The 19,881-nt window shown below is 55.0% G+C and carries 18 protein-coding genes; all 18 read left to right on the forward strand.

Annotated elements, in window-relative coordinates; all coding sequences use genetic code 11:
• The first annotated feature begins 59 nt into the window (after positions 1-59).
• The 18 genes from purE to uriH all read left to right on the forward strand — a co-directional run bounded on the left by purE (position 60) and on the right by uriH (position 19,852).
• Positions 60-557, forward strand: a complete 498-nt coding sequence (purE, locus tag AH68_RS02820; RefSeq protein ID WP_003836415.1) for a 5-(carboxyamino)imidazole ribonucleotide mutase — start codon at positions 60-62, stop codon at positions 555-557.
• Positions 541-1,710 carry a 5-(carboxyamino)imidazole ribonucleotide synthase gene (gene purK / locus AH68_RS02825; protein WP_039197465.1) on the forward strand — a complete coding sequence of 390 codons (1,170 nt, stop codon included), beginning with the start codon at positions 541-543 and terminating at the stop codon, positions 1,708-1,710. The genes purE and purK overlap by 17 nt, the downstream gene beginning before the upstream one ends.
• A gap of 79 nt (positions 1,711-1,789) precedes the next feature.
• Entirely contained in the window at positions 1,790-2,191 is a 402-nt protein-coding gene (locus tag AH68_RS02830; protein WP_039197467.1) for a Fur family transcriptional regulator, read from the forward strand.
• Positions 2,192-2,449: 258 nt separating this feature from the next.
• Positions 2,450-4,525, forward strand: a complete 2,076-nt coding sequence (locus tag AH68_RS02835; RefSeq protein WP_039197469.1) for an LTA synthase family protein — start codon at positions 2,450-2,452, stop codon at positions 4,523-4,525.
• Between the two features lie 151 nt (positions 4,526-4,676).
• Complete coding sequence (locus tag AH68_RS10710; protein WP_039197471.1) at positions 4,677-4,868, forward strand: hypothetical protein; 192 nt, start codon at positions 4,677-4,679, stop codon at positions 4,866-4,868.
• Between the two features lie 181 nt (positions 4,869-5,049).
• Positions 5,050-5,724, forward strand: a complete 675-nt coding sequence (gene deoC, locus AH68_RS02845; protein ID WP_039197473.1) for a deoxyribose-phosphate aldolase — start codon at positions 5,050-5,052, stop codon at positions 5,722-5,724.
• A gap of 53 nt (positions 5,725-5,777) precedes the next feature.
• Positions 5,778-6,986: a phosphopentomutase gene (locus AH68_RS02850; RefSeq protein ID WP_039197475.1), complete on the forward strand. Its 1,209-nt coding sequence runs from the start codon at positions 5,778-5,780 to the stop codon at positions 6,984-6,986.
• 125 nt (positions 6,987-7,111) lie between these two features.
• Positions 7,112-7,825 (forward strand): purine-nucleoside phosphorylase, encoded by a 714-nt coding sequence (gene deoD, locus AH68_RS02855; RefSeq protein WP_039197477.1) that lies wholly within the window; start codon positions 7,112-7,114, stop codon positions 7,823-7,825.
• A gap of 29 nt (positions 7,826-7,854) precedes the next feature.
• Positions 7,855-8,805: a sugar-binding transcriptional regulator gene (locus AH68_RS02860; RefSeq protein ID WP_039197481.1), complete on the forward strand. Its 951-nt coding sequence runs from the start codon at positions 7,855-7,857 to the stop codon at positions 8,803-8,805.
• A 150-nt stretch (positions 8,806-8,955) separates the two neighbouring features.
• Complete coding sequence (locus tag AH68_RS02865) at positions 8,956-10,254, forward strand: pyrimidine-nucleoside phosphorylase (RefSeq protein WP_039197483.1); 1,299 nt, start codon at positions 8,956-8,958, stop codon at positions 10,252-10,254.
• 66 nt (positions 10,255-10,320) lie between these two features.
• A complete protein-coding gene (locus tag AH68_RS02870; protein ID WP_039197485.1) occupies positions 10,321-11,649 on the forward strand; it encodes a NupC/NupG family nucleoside CNT transporter in 1,329 nt (442 codons plus the stop codon).
• Between the two features lie 176 nt (positions 11,650-11,825).
• Positions 11,826-13,211 carry an MFS transporter gene (locus AH68_RS02875; RefSeq protein ID WP_081995854.1) on the forward strand — a complete coding sequence of 462 codons (1,386 nt, stop codon included), beginning with the start codon at positions 11,826-11,828 and terminating at the stop codon, positions 13,209-13,211.
• Positions 13,212-13,329: 118 nt separating this feature from the next.
• On the forward strand, positions 13,330-14,268 hold the full coding sequence (locus AH68_RS10045) for a nucleoside hydrolase (RefSeq protein ID WP_052189129.1): 939 nt from the start codon (positions 13,330-13,332) through the stop codon (positions 14,266-14,268).
• Positions 14,269-14,576: 308 nt separating this feature from the next.
• Complete coding sequence (locus tag AH68_RS02885) at positions 14,577-15,689, forward strand: PfkB family carbohydrate kinase (protein WP_039197487.1); 1,113 nt, start codon at positions 14,577-14,579, stop codon at positions 15,687-15,689.
• 194 nt (positions 15,690-15,883) lie between these two features.
• The gene (locus tag AH68_RS02890) at positions 15,884-16,879 is read left to right on the forward strand and encodes a carbohydrate kinase family protein (RefSeq protein WP_039197489.1); all 996 of its coding nucleotides are present in this window, start codon (positions 15,884-15,886) and stop codon (positions 16,877-16,879) included.
• A gap of 53 nt (positions 16,880-16,932) precedes the next feature.
• Positions 16,933-17,628, forward strand: a complete 696-nt coding sequence (locus tag AH68_RS02895; RefSeq protein WP_039197491.1) for a phosphoribosylanthranilate isomerase — start codon at positions 16,933-16,935, stop codon at positions 17,626-17,628.
• Positions 17,629-17,631: 3 nt separating this feature from the next.
• Positions 17,632-18,795: an iron-containing alcohol dehydrogenase gene (locus AH68_RS02900; protein ID WP_081995855.1), complete on the forward strand. Its 1,164-nt coding sequence runs from the start codon at positions 17,632-17,634 to the stop codon at positions 18,793-18,795.
• A gap of 115 nt (positions 18,796-18,910) precedes the next feature.
• A complete protein-coding gene (uriH, locus tag AH68_RS02905; RefSeq protein WP_039197495.1) occupies positions 18,911-19,852 on the forward strand; it encodes a uridine-preferring nucleoside hydrolase UriH in 942 nt (313 codons plus the stop codon).
• The last annotated feature ends 29 nt before the right edge of the window (positions 19,853-19,881 follow it).

Raw genomic sequence — 19,881 nt, forward strand, 5'->3', positions numbered from 1 at the left:
TTGCGTAAAGTAAACGGTGTTCAAGAACATGTTCTTTTGGATTCTTTCGGAGGTCTTTGATGGCAGACAACAAGCCTGAAGTCGCAGTGATCATGGGATCGGCGAGCGATTGGGAAACCATGAAGCACGCCTGCGAGATGCTTGACCAGTTCGAAGTGCCGTACATGAAGCAGGTGATTTCCGCGCACCGCACCCCGGAATTGATGGGTGAGTTCGCGCATAATGCCCGTGCCAACGGCCTGAAGGTCATCATCGCCGGCGCTGGCGGCGCGGCACACCTGCCGGGTATGGTGGCGGCCCAAACTACCCTGCCGGTCATCGGTGTGCCGGTGCGTTCCCATGCGTTGTCCGGCTGGGATTCGCTGTTGTCCATCGTGCAGATGCCGGGCGGCATTCCGGTCGCCACCACTGCGGTTGGCAATTCCGGTGCCACAAACGCGGGCCTTTTGGCTGTGAGCATTCTAAGCACCACCGATGAGCGTCTGGCCAATGCCCTGCAGGAATACCGTGACTCGTTGAAGGAAAAGGTGGCTGAATCCAATGCCCAGCTTGTCTGAGGAAACCAACGGCCGTGTTGAAAGGCTGATGCCGGGTGCCACCATCGGCATTATCGGTGGCGGTCAGCTTGGCCGTATGATGGCGTTGTCCGCCCGCTATATGGGCTTCCGCATCGGAGTTCTCGACCCGACACCGGACTGCCCGACCGCGCAGGTGGCTGATTTCCAGGTCACTGCCGAATATGACGACATCACCGCAATCCGCGAACTGGCCGAAAAATCCGACGTACTCACGTACGAATTCGAAAATGTGGACGCGGACGCGATTGACCAGGTGCGTTCCCTTGCGTCGGCTCCGCAGGGCACCGATCTGCTGCGCGTCACGCAGGACCGTGTCAACGAAAAGCAGTTCATCAACGACCACGGCACGCCGACCGCACCGTGGAAGGCCGTCAACAGTGTTGAGGAACTCGACGCGGCGCTTGACGAAATCCACTATCCTGCGGTGCTTAAAACCCGTTCCGGCGGTTATGACGGACATGGACAGACAGTGCTCAAGTCGGACGCCGATCTTGAAAAGGTGCGTGCCCGTGCCGATCGCGGTGGCGGATTCCCACCAAGCATTCTTGAAGGCTTCGTCGACTTCGCATTCGAAGCGAGCATTCTCGTTGCGGGCAACGGCAAGGATTACGTGACTTTCCCGATCGTGCGCAACGAGCATCGCAACAATATCCTGCATATGACCATTGCTCCCGCCGAAGTTAGCGAAGCCGTGGCGAAGGAGGCGCACGAACTCGCGTTGCGCTTGGCGCAGGGCTTCGAATTGGCGGGCATTCTCGCCATCGAACTGTTCGTCACCAAGGATGAGCGGGTCATCGTCAATGAGCTTGCGCCTCGCCCGCATAATTCCGGCCATTACACTATCGAGGCCTGCTCGTTCGACCAGTTCGACGCGCATATCCGGGGTATCGCGGGTTGGCCGCTCGAACAGCCTGAACTGCTCAAACCGGCCGTCATGGTCAACGTGCTCGGCCAGCATGTGGCACCGACCCGTGCGCTGATCGCCGAGCATCCGGAATGGAACATGCACGACTATTGCAAGGCCGAAGTGCGCCACGACCGCAAGATGGGCCATATCACCGTGCTGACCGACGATACGGCCAAGACCGTGGCCGATCTTGAGCGGACTGGCTGTTGGGATGATTTGAAATAAACCTAGACGGTAGGTTTCGCGCGCCGGCCTTTCCTCCAAGGATCGGCTGGCGCGCGAAGTCATCAAGGATGGACATAGATTGGCAGACGGACGCGTGGAGCGCAATACCAAACAAAAAGAACTGATTCATGATGCTCTGAAGGGGAGTGATGAATTCATTTCCGCACAAGATCTGCATCGCAAGCTGGAAGACGAAGGCGTGAAAGTGGGGCTCGCCACCGTATATCGTCAGTTGAACGCGCTGGCCGAGGCTGGGGAGGCCGACACTGTGCGTTTGGAAGGCCAGCAGCTGTTCCGTCTGTGCGGCGATGATGGACATCACCATCATCTCGTATGCACGAACTGCGGCAAAACCGTGGAAATCGAATCGCCATCCGAAACATGGCTGCGTGGCATCAGCGCAAAATATGGTTTTACCATCGAACGGCATACGCTGGAAGTATTCGGACTCTGCTCCGACTGCCAAAACAAGGTGCGCTAGCAATTCCAGCAATCGTAGTGAGAATGTACGCGAATGGCGAAATCATACGAAATGAGATATCGCCAGCCATCCAAACTGCTTGTACCCCCATTATGCTTTTGCGATTTCATTGGTATATCCATAAGAAAATCAGAAGAAACTGTGGATGAAATCGATCATTATATCTTTTTGTCAGATATAGTCGCGAAAATGGTACCTTGGTGTCGCCGTGAGGCGGGAAACGAAGTGAACTGACACGTTACGAGTGGAGAGACGCACTTGACGAACGAATCCGTGAATAACGAGACGATTGAGGAACTGAGGATCTCGACGATCGATCCAAACGCACCCGCCAAGGAACGTAAGGAATTCCCCGGGTGGCTCTACGGAGTGCTGTTCATCCTGTTCGATGCGATAGGAGTGGCTGCGCTGCAAATCGGCGTCAGCGAATCCGCTACCCGTGTTCAACTTTCAAATAATATGTGGCTCACAGGCTGGGGATTCGTCGGGAAGATGTTTACCAGCGCCAATTTCGTAGCGGTGTTGAATCTGCTCCTATGGGGCGTGCTGTACGTGATTCTGCTCATGCTTACCAACCGATTCTGGGTGGCTACACCGATTTTTCTGGCGGTGACATTCATTGTTGCGGTGATTGAGCATTTCAAGGTTTCGATACGATATGAGGCGATTCTGCCGAGCGATTTGAACTTTTTGAAATCCGACGCGGGTAATCTGATGAGCTTCATGCCGGCTGGCGCGCAATGGACCATTCTGATCGCGGTCGTGGCCTTTGTGGCTTTCGTAGCGCTGTTCGTCTTCCTGAACCATCGTGATGCGCGCCACGGCAAGCTGTTCCGAGGCTCGGACAGGCAGTCCCATGCAGTGAATGTGATTGTGCGCCTGTTGCTGATTCTGCTTCCCGGACTGTTCTTCACGCTGTATTCGATGCAGGTGAGCACTGTCGGTTCCTGGGCCAAGAGTTTCGCCACCGTCATGGGAGACAAGCCTTCCATGTGGGATTCCGTCTACGATGCGCAACGCAATGGTCCGCTGGTGGCGTTTACCCGCCAGCTCAATCCGAGAGTCATGGTCAAGCCGGATAATTATTCCGAGGAAACCATGAAGGATGTCGCGGCCCGCTATACGAAGGAAGCGAAGAAGATCAACGCATCGCGTACCGAAAATATGACCGACAGCACGGTGATCTATGTGTTGTCTGAATCGTTCTCCGACCCGTCTCGCGTGCCGGGACTTAAGGTCAACAAGGATTCCATGCCGAAGATCCGTGAGATCAAGAAGAATACGACATCCGGCCTGATGCTGTCGTCAGGATACGGCGGCGGCACCGCCAACTTGGAATACATGGGATTGACGGGTCTTTCCATGGCGAACTTCGATTCCTCTCTGACCAGTCCGTACCAGCAGCTCGTGCCGAGCGAGCATTGGACGCCGACCATCAACCAGCTGTGGGGTGCGACGAAGAATTCCATCGGACTTCATCCGTATGAATCGTCCATGTATTCGCGTGCCACCAACTATAAGAAGTTTGGATTCTCGCACTTCTATACGTTGACCGGTCCGGACGTCATCTCGCATCAAGACAAGATCGACGATTCGCCGTATGTGTCGGATGAGGCCACGTATAAGAGCACCATTGAAGAGGTTGAGAAAACCGACGGCAACCAGTTCCTGCAGGTCATCACCATGCAGAACCACATGCCATACCACGATTGGTATAAGAACAACGATTTCAAGGCGGAATCCACCACGGGCACTCCTTTGGAGGACGATGAGAAGGAGTCCATCGAAACCTATCAGAAGGGTGCGTCTCTGACCGACGAGGCGACCGCCGACTTCCTCGACAAGCTCGACGCCATCGACAAGCCGATCACCGTAGTATTCTACGGCGATCATCTGCCGGGCATTTATTCGTCCGCTTCCGAAGACGACAACAATTCGCTCGCTTTGCACCTGACGGATTATTTCATCTGGTCCAACAAGGCGTCCATCTCGCAAGGCAACGAGATTGGCAACGCCGACTATTCGTCGCCGAACTTCTTCGTGGCGCAGGCCGCCGAGCATATGAACGCCAAGGTGTCCCCATATCTGGCGTTCCTTACGCAAATGCATGAGAAGATCTCTGCCATGGAGCCGCCAGTCGTCAACAATATCCAAGGATGGGACCGTATTCCTGAAGGCCAGAACATTTATCTTGATGCTGACGGCAATCCCATGGCTGAAAGCGATTTCGATACGGAAACCAGGCAGCTGCTGGCTGACTACAAGCTGATCCAGTACGATATTACGACAGGAAAGAATTATCTGAAAGATACGGATTTCATGGATTTGCCGTGATATTTGGCAGTACGTGCGGATGATATGATAACGTCCGAATTCTTGCGCATTTTCGGATTCCGGCCTTGATGGAAAAGGACATGGGCCGTGCCGGGTACGATTTTCAGTCGCCAGACAATGAAAAACCGCGATTGGAAGGAGGCACGGAGCCATGTCCAGGGAAATCATACAGTTCGACCAGGCCATGTTCGAGAGCAAGCTCGACGCCATGGTGCGCGAGAAGGTCGAGCGGATCGTCAACGCGATGCCCGACGCTTCAGGCGGACGAGATCGCCAACGCCGCCACCGGTTACGGTGCCCAGGCCTCGTATGGCACCGCCGCGCAGATTCGGTCGATGTTTAGTTGACATTGTGGATTCCATGGAATGCGGTCTGATGTGTAAGCACCGCATTCCATGGAATTGACATGCTTCAATCTGTTACAAATGTTCTTTTTCTACAATTGACAATTGTAAAAAATGCTGTTATAGTCATAACCGTCCCAGTCAGCCAAAGATGACTGATTCCATTGAGAAAGGCATGACATGAACCTCACCCAAGCCCAACTTGCCAAGTATATGGACCACACGCTGCTCAAGGCTTCTGCCACGGCTGACCAGATTGATGCTGTGGTGGCCGAAGCTATCGAGTACGGCACCGCATCTGTATGCGTTAATCCTTACTGGGTACCGCGCGTCTCGAAGGCTCTCGCTGGTTCCGGTGTGGCCACTTGCACTGTTATTGGCTTCCCCCTGGGTGCCTCCACCACTGAGACTAAGGTGTTCGAAACCCGTGACGCCATTGCCAAGGGCGCCGACGAAATCGACATGGTGATTAACATCGGTGAGCTTAAGGCCGGCAACGATGACGTGGTGCGTAACGATATCCGCGCTGTGGCCGATGCCACCCACGAGGGCGGCAAGCTGCTCAAAGTCATCATCGAAACTGCGCTGCTGACCGACGAGGAGAAAACGCGTGCCAGCAAGCTCACCGTCGAAGGTAACGCCGACTATGTGAAGACCTCCACAGGCTTCTCCACCGCAGGTGCCACCGCCCCTGACGTGGCGCTGATGCGCAAGGCCGTCGGACCTGACTTCGGCGTCAAGGCAGCAGGTGGCATTCATACCTTGGCGGACGCCTATGCGATGATCGAGGCTGGAGCCACGCGCTTGGGCGTCTCCGCATCCGTGGCCATCCTTGAAGAGGCCGCGCGCCAGTAGACTCATCAGTCTCTATGTATACGCTGTAATTTTTCGACGACGAAAGGAATGCAATGACGCATAATTACCGGCGATACAAGCGTGTATTCGCTATCGCGCTCGATTCCATCGGCATCGGCGAGGCTCCGGACGCGGCCAAATTCGACGATGAGGGTGCTGACACCCTGGGGCATATCGGCGAATTCTTCAACGGCGAGCTTCACCTGCCGTATCTAGGCAAACTGGGTCTGAGCAACATCAGGCCCAGTAACCCCATTCAGGGTGTGCCGGTGGCCGAGCATGCCGTTGGCTGCTTTGGCAAGATGACGATTACCTCGCACGGCAACGATTCACTCGATGGGCATTGGGAGATGATGTGCCTGCCTGTGCGCTTCGAGATGGCCACGTTCCCAAACGGGTTCCCACAGTGGATTGTCGACAAGCTTGAAGCATTCTCCGGTCGCAAGGTTATCGTCAATAAGCCATACTCCGGCACCGAAGTCATCCATGACTATGGCGAGCATCAGATGGCCACCGGCGACTTGATTCTGTATACGTCGGGCGATTCCGTACTACAGATCGCCGCGCATGAGGATGTTATCCCGGTGAAGGAGCTGTACCGCATCTGCGAATACGCGCGTACGTTGATTAACGGTCCCGAGGTCGTGATGGGGCGAGTCATTGCCAGACCATATGTGGGTCCGGACAAGGATCATTTCACGCGTACTGCCAATCGCCACGATTATGGCCTGGAGCCTACCGAGAAGACCGCACTCGATTTTCTTCACGAGGCGGGTGTGGATGTGCTCGCTATCGGCAAAACCAACGACATCTTCTCCGGCCATGGTATCGATCGGGGTTGGCGTAATAAGAGCAATATGGACGGCATGGACCATGTAGACGAAGCCATGGGCCTCGATTTCACTGGCTTGTGCTTCGTGAATCTTGTGGATTTCGACGCGATGTACGGTCATCGCCGCAATGCCCAAGGCGACGGTGATGCCCTGATGGCCTTCGACGAGCGGCTGGGGCGTGTGATGGGTGCAATGCACGATGACGATCTTTTGCTCATCACCGCCGACCATGGTAACGATCCAACCTATAAGGGCACTGATCATACGCGAGAATACGTGCCGATCCTGGCATACTCACCGTCCATGGCCAATCCCGGCCAGTCGCTTGGCACACGTGACACGGCATCCGACATGGGCGCCACCATTCTTGACAACTTCGATGTCGAGGGCAATGGCAACGGCGTGAGTTTCTTGAACAGCATCGTCTGAGTCCGCGTATTGCTGAGCCCCGTCCAACATGATGGCGTGAAAGCGCGTCACGTTCGCAACGCATGCGCTTTCACGCGTTCGCAATATCTCATCCGTAAATCCTTTGACCATTGAAAGGAACACTCATGGCCACTCCTCACATCGAAGCCGAACCCGGCGATTACGCCGATGTCGTTCTGCTCCCCGGCGATCCGCTTCGTGCCAAATACATCGCCGAAAACTTCCTCGAAGACGTTGTGCAGGTCAATGCTGTACGCAACTGTCTTGGCTTTACCGGCACGTACAAGGGACATCGCATCTCTACTCAGGCCTCTGGAATGGGCATACCGTCGCTATCGATCTACGTCAATGAACTTGCTAGCATCTACGGTGTCAAGACTATTATCCGCGTCGGATCCTGCGGTGGCATGGCACCAGACGTCAAGTTGCGTGACGTGCTGCTGGCGTCTGGTTCGACTACCGATTCGGCTGTCGTCTCCAACACCTTTGGGCATGGGGTGCATTTCGCGCCATTGGCAGATTTCGGCCTGTTGCATGCCGCCTACCATGTGGCACAGGAGCGCGGCATCGACGTGAAGGTCGGCGATATTCTTGCCGCCGATCGTTTTTATAATGACGAACTCGATGTCAAGAAGCTCGCCGATTACGGCGTGCTCGGTACAGAGATGGAATCCGCCGGCTTGTACCTGCTCGGTGCAAAACTAGGCTTCCGTGCATTATCGGTGCTGACGGTATCCGATTTGCTCTTCTCTGAAGGGAAAACCACTAGTGAGGAGAGAGAGCGCACGTTCAACAATATGATTACCATTGCGTTGGAGACGGCTATCGCCAAGGCGTAGTAAATCCGGAAATGGGGGAGGAGATGGGCATGGCTGCCAAGGATCGTCGTACTGCCGAGGCGCTGAGGGTAGCGAAAATGTACTACCAGCAGGATCGCTCGCAAAGTGAGATATCCAAGGAGTTGTCCATCTCCCGTCCCACTGTCTCCCGATTGTTGCGCTATGCCCTCGATACTGGGCTGGTGCGCATCGAAATCGGTGATCCAGGTGAGACGGCCGAGCAGATGGCAGACGAGTTGTTACAACGTTATAGCCTGCGTCATGTGATTGTCGTGCCTACACGCAACATCGCGCCAGCCGATCGACTTGACACGGTCGGACATGCAGCAGCCAACTATATCGAAAGCATTGTGCGTGACGACGATATCATCGGTATCGGCTGGGGGCGTACGGTGCATAGTGTCGGCGAGCATCTGGCGCCAAAGGACGTGCGCGGCGTGACCGTTGTGCAGATCAAGGGCAGCGCCTCGAACACCGAACACAACAACTATGGCTTCGAAAGTGCTAATGCCTTTGCCAACGCCTTCCATACGTTACCGCAGTATCTTCCGCTGCCGGTGATTTTTGAGCAGGAGCAGACCAAGGCGTTGGTGGAACGCGAGACCTATATCCGTCATATAGCCGATATGGGGCGGCGTGCCAACATAGCCGTATTCACAGTGGGTACGGTGCGCGATTCGGCAATGCTGTTCCGCTTGGGTTACCTGACTCAGCGTGAACAGTCTCATTTGCAGGCCACGGCTGTTGGCGACGTCGTTTCAAGATTCGTCGACATCGATGGGCGTGTGGTGGATGAAGATATCAACCGGCGCACCATCGGAATTGAGCTGGCAGACCTCAAGGCTACGCCGCATTCGATCTTGGTGGTTGCGTCGACGGCCAAAGTGCCGGCGACCCGTGCAGCCGTCGTTGCCGGATACGCCAATACGTTGGTGATTGACGAGGATAGCGCGCAGGATCTTCTGTCGTTCGAGAATTGATACGGCACGCATGATGGTGCGATGCCAGGTGTCTTTGCGCACTTATTCTGAAAAAATGTAAACTATGCAACACGCGCATTTGTAAAAAATGCGAAGATGTTTTAGTCTGTAGAAACAACATTCCGCATAAGACAAAGGAGTCGCAAATTGATGCGAATGCTTGATATTATCGACGCAAAGCGAAACAAAATCACATTGAGTGACGAACAGATCAGGTTCGTTGTCGAAGGCTATACCACTGGTGATATTCCCGACTATCAGATGAGCGCTTTGCTAATGGCAATCTGGTTCAACGGCATGACAGCCGAAGAAACCCGTGAACTGACTATGGCCATGCTCCACTCCGGCGATCAGCTGGATCTGTCGGATATTCCCGGTGTCAAAGTCGATAAGCACTCGACAGGCGGCGTGGGCGATAAGGTCTCCATCCCGTTAGCTCCGCTGGTCGCCGCAGCCGGGCTAATCGTACCTATGATTTCCGGTAGGGGATTGGGACATACGGGTGGCACACTCGATAAGCTCGAAGCCATTCCGGGGTACACTGTGGAGATCAATGAGGATGCGTTCAAACGCCAGCTTAAGGAAGTCGGCTGCATCATCGCCGGTGCCACGGGCAACATCGCCCCTGCGGACAAAAAGATTTATGCCTTGCGTGATGTGACCGATACCGTCGATTCCATTCCGCTGATTGCCGGCTCAATTATGAGCAAGAAAATTGCCAGTGGCACTGACGCGCTCGTCATGGATGTCAAAACCGGCTCGGGTGCCTTCATGAAGAATGAGGAGGACGCCAAGGCTCTGGCTCGTGCTCTTGTCGATATTGGCAAAGGCGTCGGCATGGATATCATGGCGGTTATCTCCGATATGAACCAACCGCTGGGACGTGCCATTGGCAATGCCTTGGAAATCGAAGAGTCAATCGCGCTGCTGAAAGGTGAGGGGCCGGACGACCTGCTTGATCTGGTGCTCACCATCGGCTCGCAGATGCTGCACATGGGTGGTAAAGCTACCACTCTTGAGGAGGGCCGGAGTATTCTCGAGTCCCACATCGCAGACGGATCCGCACTGGAACGCTTCCGTATGATGATCGAGGCACAAGGCGGCGATGACACCGTGATCGACGATCCAACAATCATGCCGCAGGCCCGGTATCATATCCCGATTATTGCGGGGGAAGAGGGTGTGGTCACTGCCATGACCAGCGACAAGCTGGGGTTGGCCTCTATGATGCTTGGTGGAGGGCGTGCCACCAAGGACGATGTGCTTGACTATGCCGTTGGCCTGACTCTGAACAAGAAAGTCGGCGATTCCGTGGCCAAAGGTGAAACATTACTGACTGTGCATTCCAATCGTGATGACATCGCTGATGTTGAACGGTTGATCCGCAACAACATCACTATCGGCAAGGAGGCCCAACCCATCACCCTCATTCACGACATCATCGTCTGATGCGGTCAATGAAGTCCGATATTAGACATCACACAAGAACATAAACCATAAGAAAGGTACCCTCCCATGTATCTTGCCATCAACATCCTCGGCCTGCTGGTCTTCCTTGCCGTAGGTTGGGTATTCTCCAATAATCGTAAGGACATCAAATGGAAGTCGGTTGGCTGCATGGTTGTCCTCAACCTCGTCATTGCCTTCTTGCTGACTAGCTTCGAAGCCGGTCGTGCCGTAGTCAAGGCGGCTGCCGACGGCTTTGCCTGGATCGTCAATATCTCCTATAAGGGCATTAATTTCGCTCTTGCGAACTGGGTTGGGGCCAATGGCGTTGACCCGTCCCCGGTCAATTTCATCGCTTCGGCGTTGTTGCCTATTCTCCTGATTGTCCCGCTGTTCGATATCCTGACTTACATTGGTTTGCTCCCATGGGTCATCAAATGGATCGGCCGTGGTCTGAGCTTCATCACCCGCCGTCCGAAGTTTGAGACCTTCTATGCGGTCGAGATGATGTTCCTGGGCAACACCGAGGCTCTGGCTGTCTCCAAGATTCAGCTTCAGCGCATGAAGGCAGGACGTAATGTAGTGCTCGCCATGATGTCGATGAGCTGCATCACTGCCGCTATTGTCGGTTCCTATATTCAGATGGTCCCTGGCGAATATGTCATCACCGCCATCCCGTTGAACTGCATCAACGCCCTTATCGTTTCTCACATGCTCTATCCTGTGGAGGTCACTCCGGAAGAGGACGTCATCTATGGTCTTGCTGATTCCGAGGCGGATGTCTTCGAAGGCCTGAGCGATGAGGAGCGTGCCAAGAAGGAGGCCGCCATCGCCAAGTACAACGCGATGCCGTGGTATAAGCAGCTCTATCACAAGGATCCTGCAGTTCCGAAGAAGGAGCCGTTCTTCTCCTTCCTCGGCGACTCTATTCTCGGCGCCGGCAAGCTGGTGCTTATTATCACTGCCAATGTCATTGCCTTCGTGGCGCTTGCAGGACTCATCGATGCTTTCCTGGGCATGATTTGGGAGCACCTTTCCCTCGAATCCATCCTTGGCGTAATCATGTACATCCCGGCGCTACTCTTCGGTCTTGACCCGAGTACTGCATGGTCGATGTCTGAGCTCATGGGGCTTAAGCTTGTGACCAATGAATTCGTGGTCATGGGCCAGATCACTGGTGATATCGCCACCTATGCTGAGCACTACAAGGCAGTACTCACCGTGTTCATCACCTCCTTCGCCAACTTCTCCACCTTAGGTATGGTCATCGGCTGCTTCAAGGGCATCGTCGATAAGGAGAAGAATGATGCAATCTCCAAGCAGGTGGGTCGTATGCTCCTTGCCGGCATCCTCGTCTCCTGCCTGTCCGCCGCCATTGTCGGTCTGTTCGTCTGGTAAGACACAAACCGATTGTGCTTGGGATTCCTCCTCCTGAGCATTGTGATTCGGCCGCCGAAATTCCTGATTCCGGTGGCCGGATTCATTTCGCTGCACTCGTGATTCCAATTCATGTCGGTTTCCCGTATTCGTTCTTCCAAGATCCGTACTGATTGGTTTGACGGAAAGGACATCATATGAGCGACATCACTTCCACGGCACACAATGTTCCCGATACCGCTTCCGAAGAGTCTGACACTGCTGTCGATGTTGCCGCAGTCAGTGCCAAAGCTCGTAAGACGCTGTTTCCATTGCTGTTTGTCTATCTTTTGGGCACGCTCGCTATTCACGCGTTCAACTTAGTGTTCCATGAGATTGGTGCCGATTTGGATGCTGGGGCATCCGCTTCACTGATCACGGCCATCCCCGGAGTCGTCTTAGGCATTGTATGTTTTGTGTTCGGTTCACTCGGTGATTTCATTTCCCTGCGCAGGATGACTGTCATTGGCATTATGGTGCTGGCCGCAGGGTCCATAGGCGGGTTTCTCCTTCATGGATCCCTGTGGTGGGTGATTGTGTTCCGCGTGGTGCAGACCGTGGGATTCCAAACCGCTGGCTCTGCATATTTGGTTATCGTGGCTCGATACCTTAAACCGGGGGAGAAACTGCTGTGGTTCGGCCTGTTTACCGCCTCCTATCAGCTGGGAACGGCTGCCGGTGTGCTCATCGGTGGCTGGCTCGGATCGATCGACTGGTCGCTGATGTTCTTAGTGCCGCTGCTGGGATTGTTCACTCTGCCGGTTCTGATGAGGAATCTTCCTGACACGGGAACCGGAGCGCATGTCGATGTGCCAGGGTTCGCGTTATTTGGTGCAGGCATCCTATTTCTCACCTTGTTCTTCTCGCTATCGCAATGGTGGATGGTCGCAGTGTCCGTGGCGTTGTTCATCCTGTTTGCTGTATATATCGCCAAGGCGCGTGAGCCGTTTATGACCACCTCGTTCTTCACGAATAGGCGATGGGCTACTGCCGTGCTCACTATCGTCATCATCTATTTCATCAATTTTGCAATTAGTCCGCTGCTGAATGCACTCGGCGGTGAAGTATACGGCATGGGGGCCTTTCAGGTAGCGCTGGTCATGTTGGTGCCATTGCTGCTGGCCGCCTGCTCCGGTGCGCTGTCAGGGCGCATAGCGGGGCATATCGGCAGATTTGCCGCCATTGTGCTCGGATGCACGCTGATGGCGGTGGGTCTGGTGGCCATGGCATTCGCATCCGGTGTGAGCATGGTTGCTGTAGGTGCTTCCCTCGCGGTGTTTTATATCGGTATGGCCATGCTGTATTCGCCGGTATCGTCCACGGTACTTGATGCGTTGGGTCCGGAAGAATATGGCCGTGGTGTCGGCATGAACGATCTTGCTCTGCAAGGCGGAGGCTCGGTGGGCATTGCTGTGTTCGGCGGATATATTGCCGTGCGTCCTTTCTCTGCTGTAAATGCCACCACGTTATTTCTGGTATTCGCCCTTATCGCTGCGTTTGCAGTGGTATGGACGGTTCTTCATCGTCGCCTGTGGCGGATTTGAGAAAATGCGTGTATACCCGTAGATATTCCGAAACGCCGGTCAATGGCCAATCGATAGTTCTCTACCAACCGTCCTGTTAACTAATTGTCAACCAAATCACTCATCAAAGGAGATCCATATGATTAGTACAACCCCCATCGTCATCGATTGTGATCCAGGCGTCGACGACAGCTATGCCATCGCCATGGCTCATGCTCATCCAGGCTTCGACATTGTGGCCATCACGGCCGTCGAAGGCAATGTGCCTGCTAGGCTTACCCGGCATAACGCATTGTGTCTAGCGGATACATTGGGTATTGACTGTCGTGTGGCGTTCGGCGCAGAAAAACCGTTGCGCAAGGCGTACGATCGTGATGCTTCGTCTATTCATGGGGCTTCCGGTGTAGGCGACGTGGTGTTCGACCCCCCGTCAATTGAGCCTGACCCCAAGCCGGCATGGGATGTGATCTACGAGGAAGCAGTCAAAGCCGAAGGGCGTTTGATTTTGTTCGCCACCGGTCCGCTCACCAATATCGCGCTGACATTGCAGCATCACCCGGATCTGCCGAAGTACATCAACCGTTTCTGCATCATGGGCGGTGGCACATTCGGTAACATCACTAAATTTGCCGAATTCAACGTATTCATCGATCCGACGGCGGCTCGTGAGGTGTTTGCTCAGCTGCCCGTTGAGATGATTGGTTTGAATATCACGCATGCGGCGGCGCTGACCGAAGCTGATTTTCAGGAAATGCTCGCTATTGGTGGCGATTCACGTCCCTCGAAGATGCTCCATGAGTTGGCCACGTTCTCCGAGCGGCAAAGTCATCTGCCTGGCTCGGACAACAGTGTCATTCATGACGCGGTAGCTGTCGCATCAGTGATCAATCCAGACCTGATTGAATACGATGAGCGATACGTGTACGTTGAGGACGGCGATAATGCTGAGAACAGTGGGCAGACTGTTATCGAGCCAGAGGACGATCTTCGTGAGCCGAAGTGCAAGGTCGGCATGAAGGTGGATCGTGACGCCTTTGCTGTCATGCTCAAGGGTGTCTTCCATCATTATGCGGAGTGACTGTTTTTCTTGGGCATAGCTAGGGCTGCTTCCGTATGGGGCGGCCCCTGCTCTATATCAGTTGTAATGCAGTCGGCTATCCACCATATCCAGCATTGCTGGGTGTTAATGAATGAGATTGATGATGACGATTGAGACGACTTTGATTGGCGGACTATTGCCGGTCTTATGGCGGGATATGGATTCAGAGAGACAGTAGTCTTTATAGATTGAACGGATTTGAGGCACTGAATGCCGCAATCTTCGAAGATCGGCAAGCGGCTATATTCCCGATGCCATACACTGAAAGGTGCTGAAAGGGGAATGATATGGCACTTACCGAACGCGAACGACAGATTCTGAAGAAGATCGAGCAGAATCCGATGATCAGCCAAAACGAGTTGGCTGAATGGTGCGGCATCACCCGTTCCGGTGTGGCCGCGCATATCTCCAACCTGATGAAGAAGGGATACATTCAGGGCAAAGGCTATGTGCTCACGCCGCCTCGCTATGTGGCGGTCATCGGCGCGATCAACATGGATGTGTACGGCATTGCCGACAACGACGTGGTGGGGGAGAGCTCCAATGTCGGCAGCATCGTCTCAACGGTCGGCGGCATCGCCCGCAACGTCTCCTTCAACCTGGGGCATCTCGGCGTGCGCAACTACCTGATCTCCGTATATGGCGACGACGAGGATGGCGAGCATGTACGCAGCGACTCCTTCGCCAACGGCATCGACATCACCTACTGCAGGCAGCTTCCGAATGCGTCCACATCGCGCTACCTTTCGGTGGTCGATGCCGATGGGAAGCAGATCGTCGCCCTCGATGATATGAAGATCAGCGAGAGCATCACGCCTGAATTCCTGGAACAGCGGGAACCGGTGATAGTCAATGCCGAGGCGGTGGTGATCGATTCCAGCCTACCGTCGCAAACATTGGCATGGGTGTGCAGCAAGGTGAGTAGGCCCATTTTCGCAAGGGTGGTGTCCGTTAACAAGGCAGAGCGCTTGGTGCCGGTACTGGGGAATGTCGACACATTGGTGCTGAGTGAGGCCGAATCGCAGTTGATTTCGGGAATCGCAGTGCATGACGAGCGGACCGCGCATACCTGCATGGAGGCGCTCGCCAAGGCCGGTGTGAAGCACGCGCTGATGTTTGTGCAGGGGCTTGGCCTGATATATCGCGGCGACGAGGAGACGGTGACCGTGCCGTTGCCCAAGGGCGACTCGCATGCGCTGCAGCTTGAGAACGGTGCCGCCAGCGGTGCAATGAGCGCGCTGCTGTGGGCTCGCATGGAAGGGCGCAACGACGTGGAAAGCGCGCGTTTGGCTGCCGCCGCCGCATCGCTGAGCATGAGACAGGTGCCTGCGGTGTTCCCCGATCTTGATGCGCATGCTCTGTTTGAATGCGTCGGCCTGAGTGTTGCGGACGATAGGTAGGGACGAGCAAGCGTTTTGATGGGTGCCGCGTGTCGTGTGACACGCGGCATTTTTCATGCTTTTTTGCAGTCCGACACAACTTGCTATCAACAAAAGTTGACGTCTATAAACAAATGTTGTATCTTAAAACCAAGATAAAACATTTTATCAACGTATCGAAGTGGATATGTCGAAAATACAGGAGGGAAATATCCATGGCGGATATGTCTTCTACCAATACGCTGACCGATCGCTACGTCGTGGTCATCGGCGGTATGAACATGGACATCTGCGGCAGATCGACGAGCACCGTAGTGGACCGAGACTCGAATCCGGGCGTCGTCAGCATGTCCGCGGGCGGCGTCGGCCAGAACATCGCACAGAACATGGCTCATCTGGGCATGCCGACATACCTGATCACCGTCTACGGCGACGATGAAAACGGCAAGACCCTGGAACGTTCGTGCGCGGCCAACAACATCAATCTTGACTATGCCGCACAGCTGGAAGGACGCCGTTCTTCCACCTACATGTTCATCACCGACGATACGGGCGATCTGCTGGTGGCCGTCAACGACATGGAAATCTGCAAGGAAATCAATCCGGCATTCCTCGAATCTCGCCTTGACTTCATCAACGGTGCCGCCATCTGCCTGCTTGACGCCAATCTTGAACCGGAAACCATGGCATGGATTGGCGAACACGTCACCGCGCCACTGTTCGGAGATACCGTTTCCACAGTCAAAGCGCACCGTTTTGACACGATCCTCAACAAGATGACCGTGCTCAAGCCGAATGATTTGGAAGCATCCGTACTCACCGGCATCGGTATCGCCGACCAGTATTCGGCAGGTGCCGCAGCGAAGACCTTGCTCGACAGGGGCGTGAAGAACGTATTCATTTCATTGGGTGCCAACGGAATCCTGTGCGCGAGACACGAAAACGACGAATACAGCTTCAAGCATGTGCCGCCATACCGCACCGAAATCGCCACGGCAAATGGGGCCGGAGATGCCGGCATGGCAGCCATCACCTGGAGCTTCTTCGATAACCCCGATCGAGATCTTGAAGAAGTCGGCAAAATTGCGCAGGCAGCATCCAGCATCGCGCTCGAATGCACAAAAGCAGTGCCCGATATCACCGTGGAGCGCATACGTAAGAAGATGTCCGGCGAGATCGAGCCGTTGCTCGACGAAGTGCGTACCGCCTGAATTTTGCTACATCACACGTCCATCAACCCATACAAACACAAGGAGAACCGACAATGGTAGTCAAGCAGATCTATTCTCTGATCGAATACGATGAGGCCGTCAAAACCATGGAGGCTGGTGCCGACAACATTGGACTGGTGCCGATGCAGAATGGTGGCGTTCCGGCACATCGCGTGCCAATCGAACGCGTGCACCGCATTTTCGACGAATGCAAGCGTCGTGGCGTCACCTCTGTGGCCATCATGCTGACCAACGATCCCGACGAGATGATCGAGCTTGCCAGAGAGGTGCAGCCTGACATTCTGCATATCGCAGGCGATGGGTACGCCGCAGATGAAGCATTCGCGGCCCGACTTAAGGAAGCCGCTCCGAACACCAAACTCATGCAGGCCGTGCTCGTTGACGATGAATCTGCCGTCGACCGTGCCAAGAAGTACGCCGAATACTGCGATTTCATCCTCACGGACTCCGGTCTGGCCCCCGACACTGGCATCGGCGCCAGCGGTCTGACCCACGACTGGAACATCGACGCCCGCATCGTGGCCGAATGCGGCAAGCCGGTCATCATGGCTGGCGGTCTTGGACCAGACAATGTTGCCGAAGCCATCGAACAGTGCAAGCCGTATGGCGTGGACTCCCTGACGAAGACCAGCATCAAATACGACGGCGGCTACATGGAGAAAGACATCGACAAGGTTCGTCAATTCTGCATCAATGCCGACGCTGCGGCCGCAAAGATCGGACAGTGACCGATGGCTATGGAAGTCAAACTGCTGCAACCCGTCAAAGTGGTCTGCACTGACGATTTAGGGGAAACTCTGGTCGATATCATGCAGACCGCGGGCTATTCTCGTCCGCTGATGGTCACGGATTCCTTCGTCGGAAGCATGCCGCTGGTCGTTGCCGCACGCACCAAGCTCGAACAGGTCGGTGTCGATGTGGCGGTATTCGACCAGGTCAAGCCCGACCCGCTTTGCGAAACCGTGGAATCCGGCGTCGAAGCATTCGAAGCACATAAGGCTGACAGCATCATCGCCATCGGCGGTGGCGGTTCCATGGATGTTGCCCGAGGCATCAACATCGTGCGTGTCAACGGCGGATCCATCATCGAATACACCGATTCAGCCAAGCCGATCGCACCATGCAACGGTATGATCGCAGTTCCGACCACCGCCGGCACCGGCAGCGAAATGTCCAATGCACTGGTGGTCACCGAAGGATCCACCGGTCGTAAACTCGCGGTGCTTGCCGATCCGGCAGTCAGCGAATATGCCGTGCTGAACGCGGATCTCATGCTGACACTGCCCGCAAAAATGACCATCGCTTGCGGACTTGACGCATTCTGCCACGCCGCGGAAGGATACCTTTCCCGAATGGCAAGTCCGGTCACGGATGCCATTTGCGAAAAAGTGATGTTCCTGCTGTACAACTATCTGCCGCGTGCTGTGGCAAACGGTCAGGATCGTGAAGCCAGGGAACGTGTGATGGTCGCGTCGACGCTTGCCGGATGGATGCTGAACAATGCGGGAACCATTGCGGGGCATTCCATCGCACACGTGCTCGGAGCGAAATACCACATCGTGCACGGTGAAGCCGTTGGCTACGCGTTGCCGGCGGTTATGGAGTTCGTTGCTCCCGTACGTGCGCATAAGGTTCGTGAGATCGGTCAGATTCTAGGTGCGGTCTACCCGGAAAATGCGCCGGACGAGCAGGTTGCGATTATCGCAAGCAGAGCGTTCAAGGATTTCCGCGACCGCATGCTCGGTCTGCATCCTGTTGAGGATTACGGCATCAGCGTTGAAGAACTCGTTTCCAATGCGCAGGCCGTAGTTGACGAGCGTTTTGCAGGAAACACACCTCGTGACATCGATCTTCAGGCAGCCGAACAACTGCTCGAAGGTTTCGGAAGTCGCTGATATCAAAGGCCATTGCCGGCCTTGCAACAAGTTGTGTGACCGATGAGCCGGAGTCGGTCAATCGTCGACCACCTCATTATCGGTTCAAAGTTGGAGTACATAAGGAGGAACCATAATGTCCAAGAAAATCATCCTTGATTGCGATCCGGGACATGATGACGCCGTCGCCATCTTGCTTGCCGTGGGCAATCCCAATATCGATCTGCTGGGCGTCACCACGGTAGGTGGCAATCAGAGCCTTGACAAGGTGACCTACAACGCCCGTGCAGTGCTGGAAAAGGCGCATGCCACCGACGTGCCGGTGCATGCCGGATGTGACCGTCCGCTGGTGCGCAAGCAGGAAGTGGCAGCTTCCATTCACGGCGAAACCGGTCTTGACGGCGTTGAACTGCCTGAACCCAGCCGTCCGCTGGAAGCCGGACATGCCGTCAACTGGATTATCGACACCATTATGAGCAACGAGCCAGGCACCATCACTCTGGTGCCGACCGGACCGCTGACCAACATTGCCATGGCCGCCCGCATGGAGCCGCGCATTGTTGAACGTGTCAAGGAAGTCGTGCTTATGGGCGGCGGATACCATGTGGGCAACTGGAGTGCCGTGGCCGAGTTCAACATCAAGGTCGATCCGGAAGCCGCTCACATCGTGTTCAATGAAGCCTGGCCGATCACCATGGTCGGATTGGATCTGACGCATCAGGCGCTATGCACTCCGCAAGTGCAGCAACGCATCGAAGGCGTGGGCACCGATCTCGCCAAGTTCGTGTCCGGACTGATGGATTTCTTCCGCAAAACCTATCAAGACAACCAGGATTTCATCGACCCGCCGGTTCACGATCCATGCACGGTGGCCTACCTCATCGACCCGAGTGTGATGACCACCCGTCGTTGCCCGCTAGATGTCGAAATCCACGGGGATCTCACCTTGGGTATGACCGTCGCCGATTTGCGCGGTCCGGAACCAAGCGCCGAGGAATGCCACACCCAGGTCGCGGTCAAGCTTGACTTCGACAAGTTCTGGGACTTGGTGACCAATGCGATCAAGACCATTGGCTGAATAGCAGAAGAAGAAAACAAAGGGGTTAT

Origin of the sequence: Bifidobacterium catenulatum PV20-2 (genome assembly GCF_000800455.1) — a bacterium.
In the GTDB taxonomy this organism is placed as follows: domain Bacteria; phylum Actinomycetota; class Actinomycetes; order Actinomycetales; family Bifidobacteriaceae; genus Bifidobacterium; species Bifidobacterium kashiwanohense_A.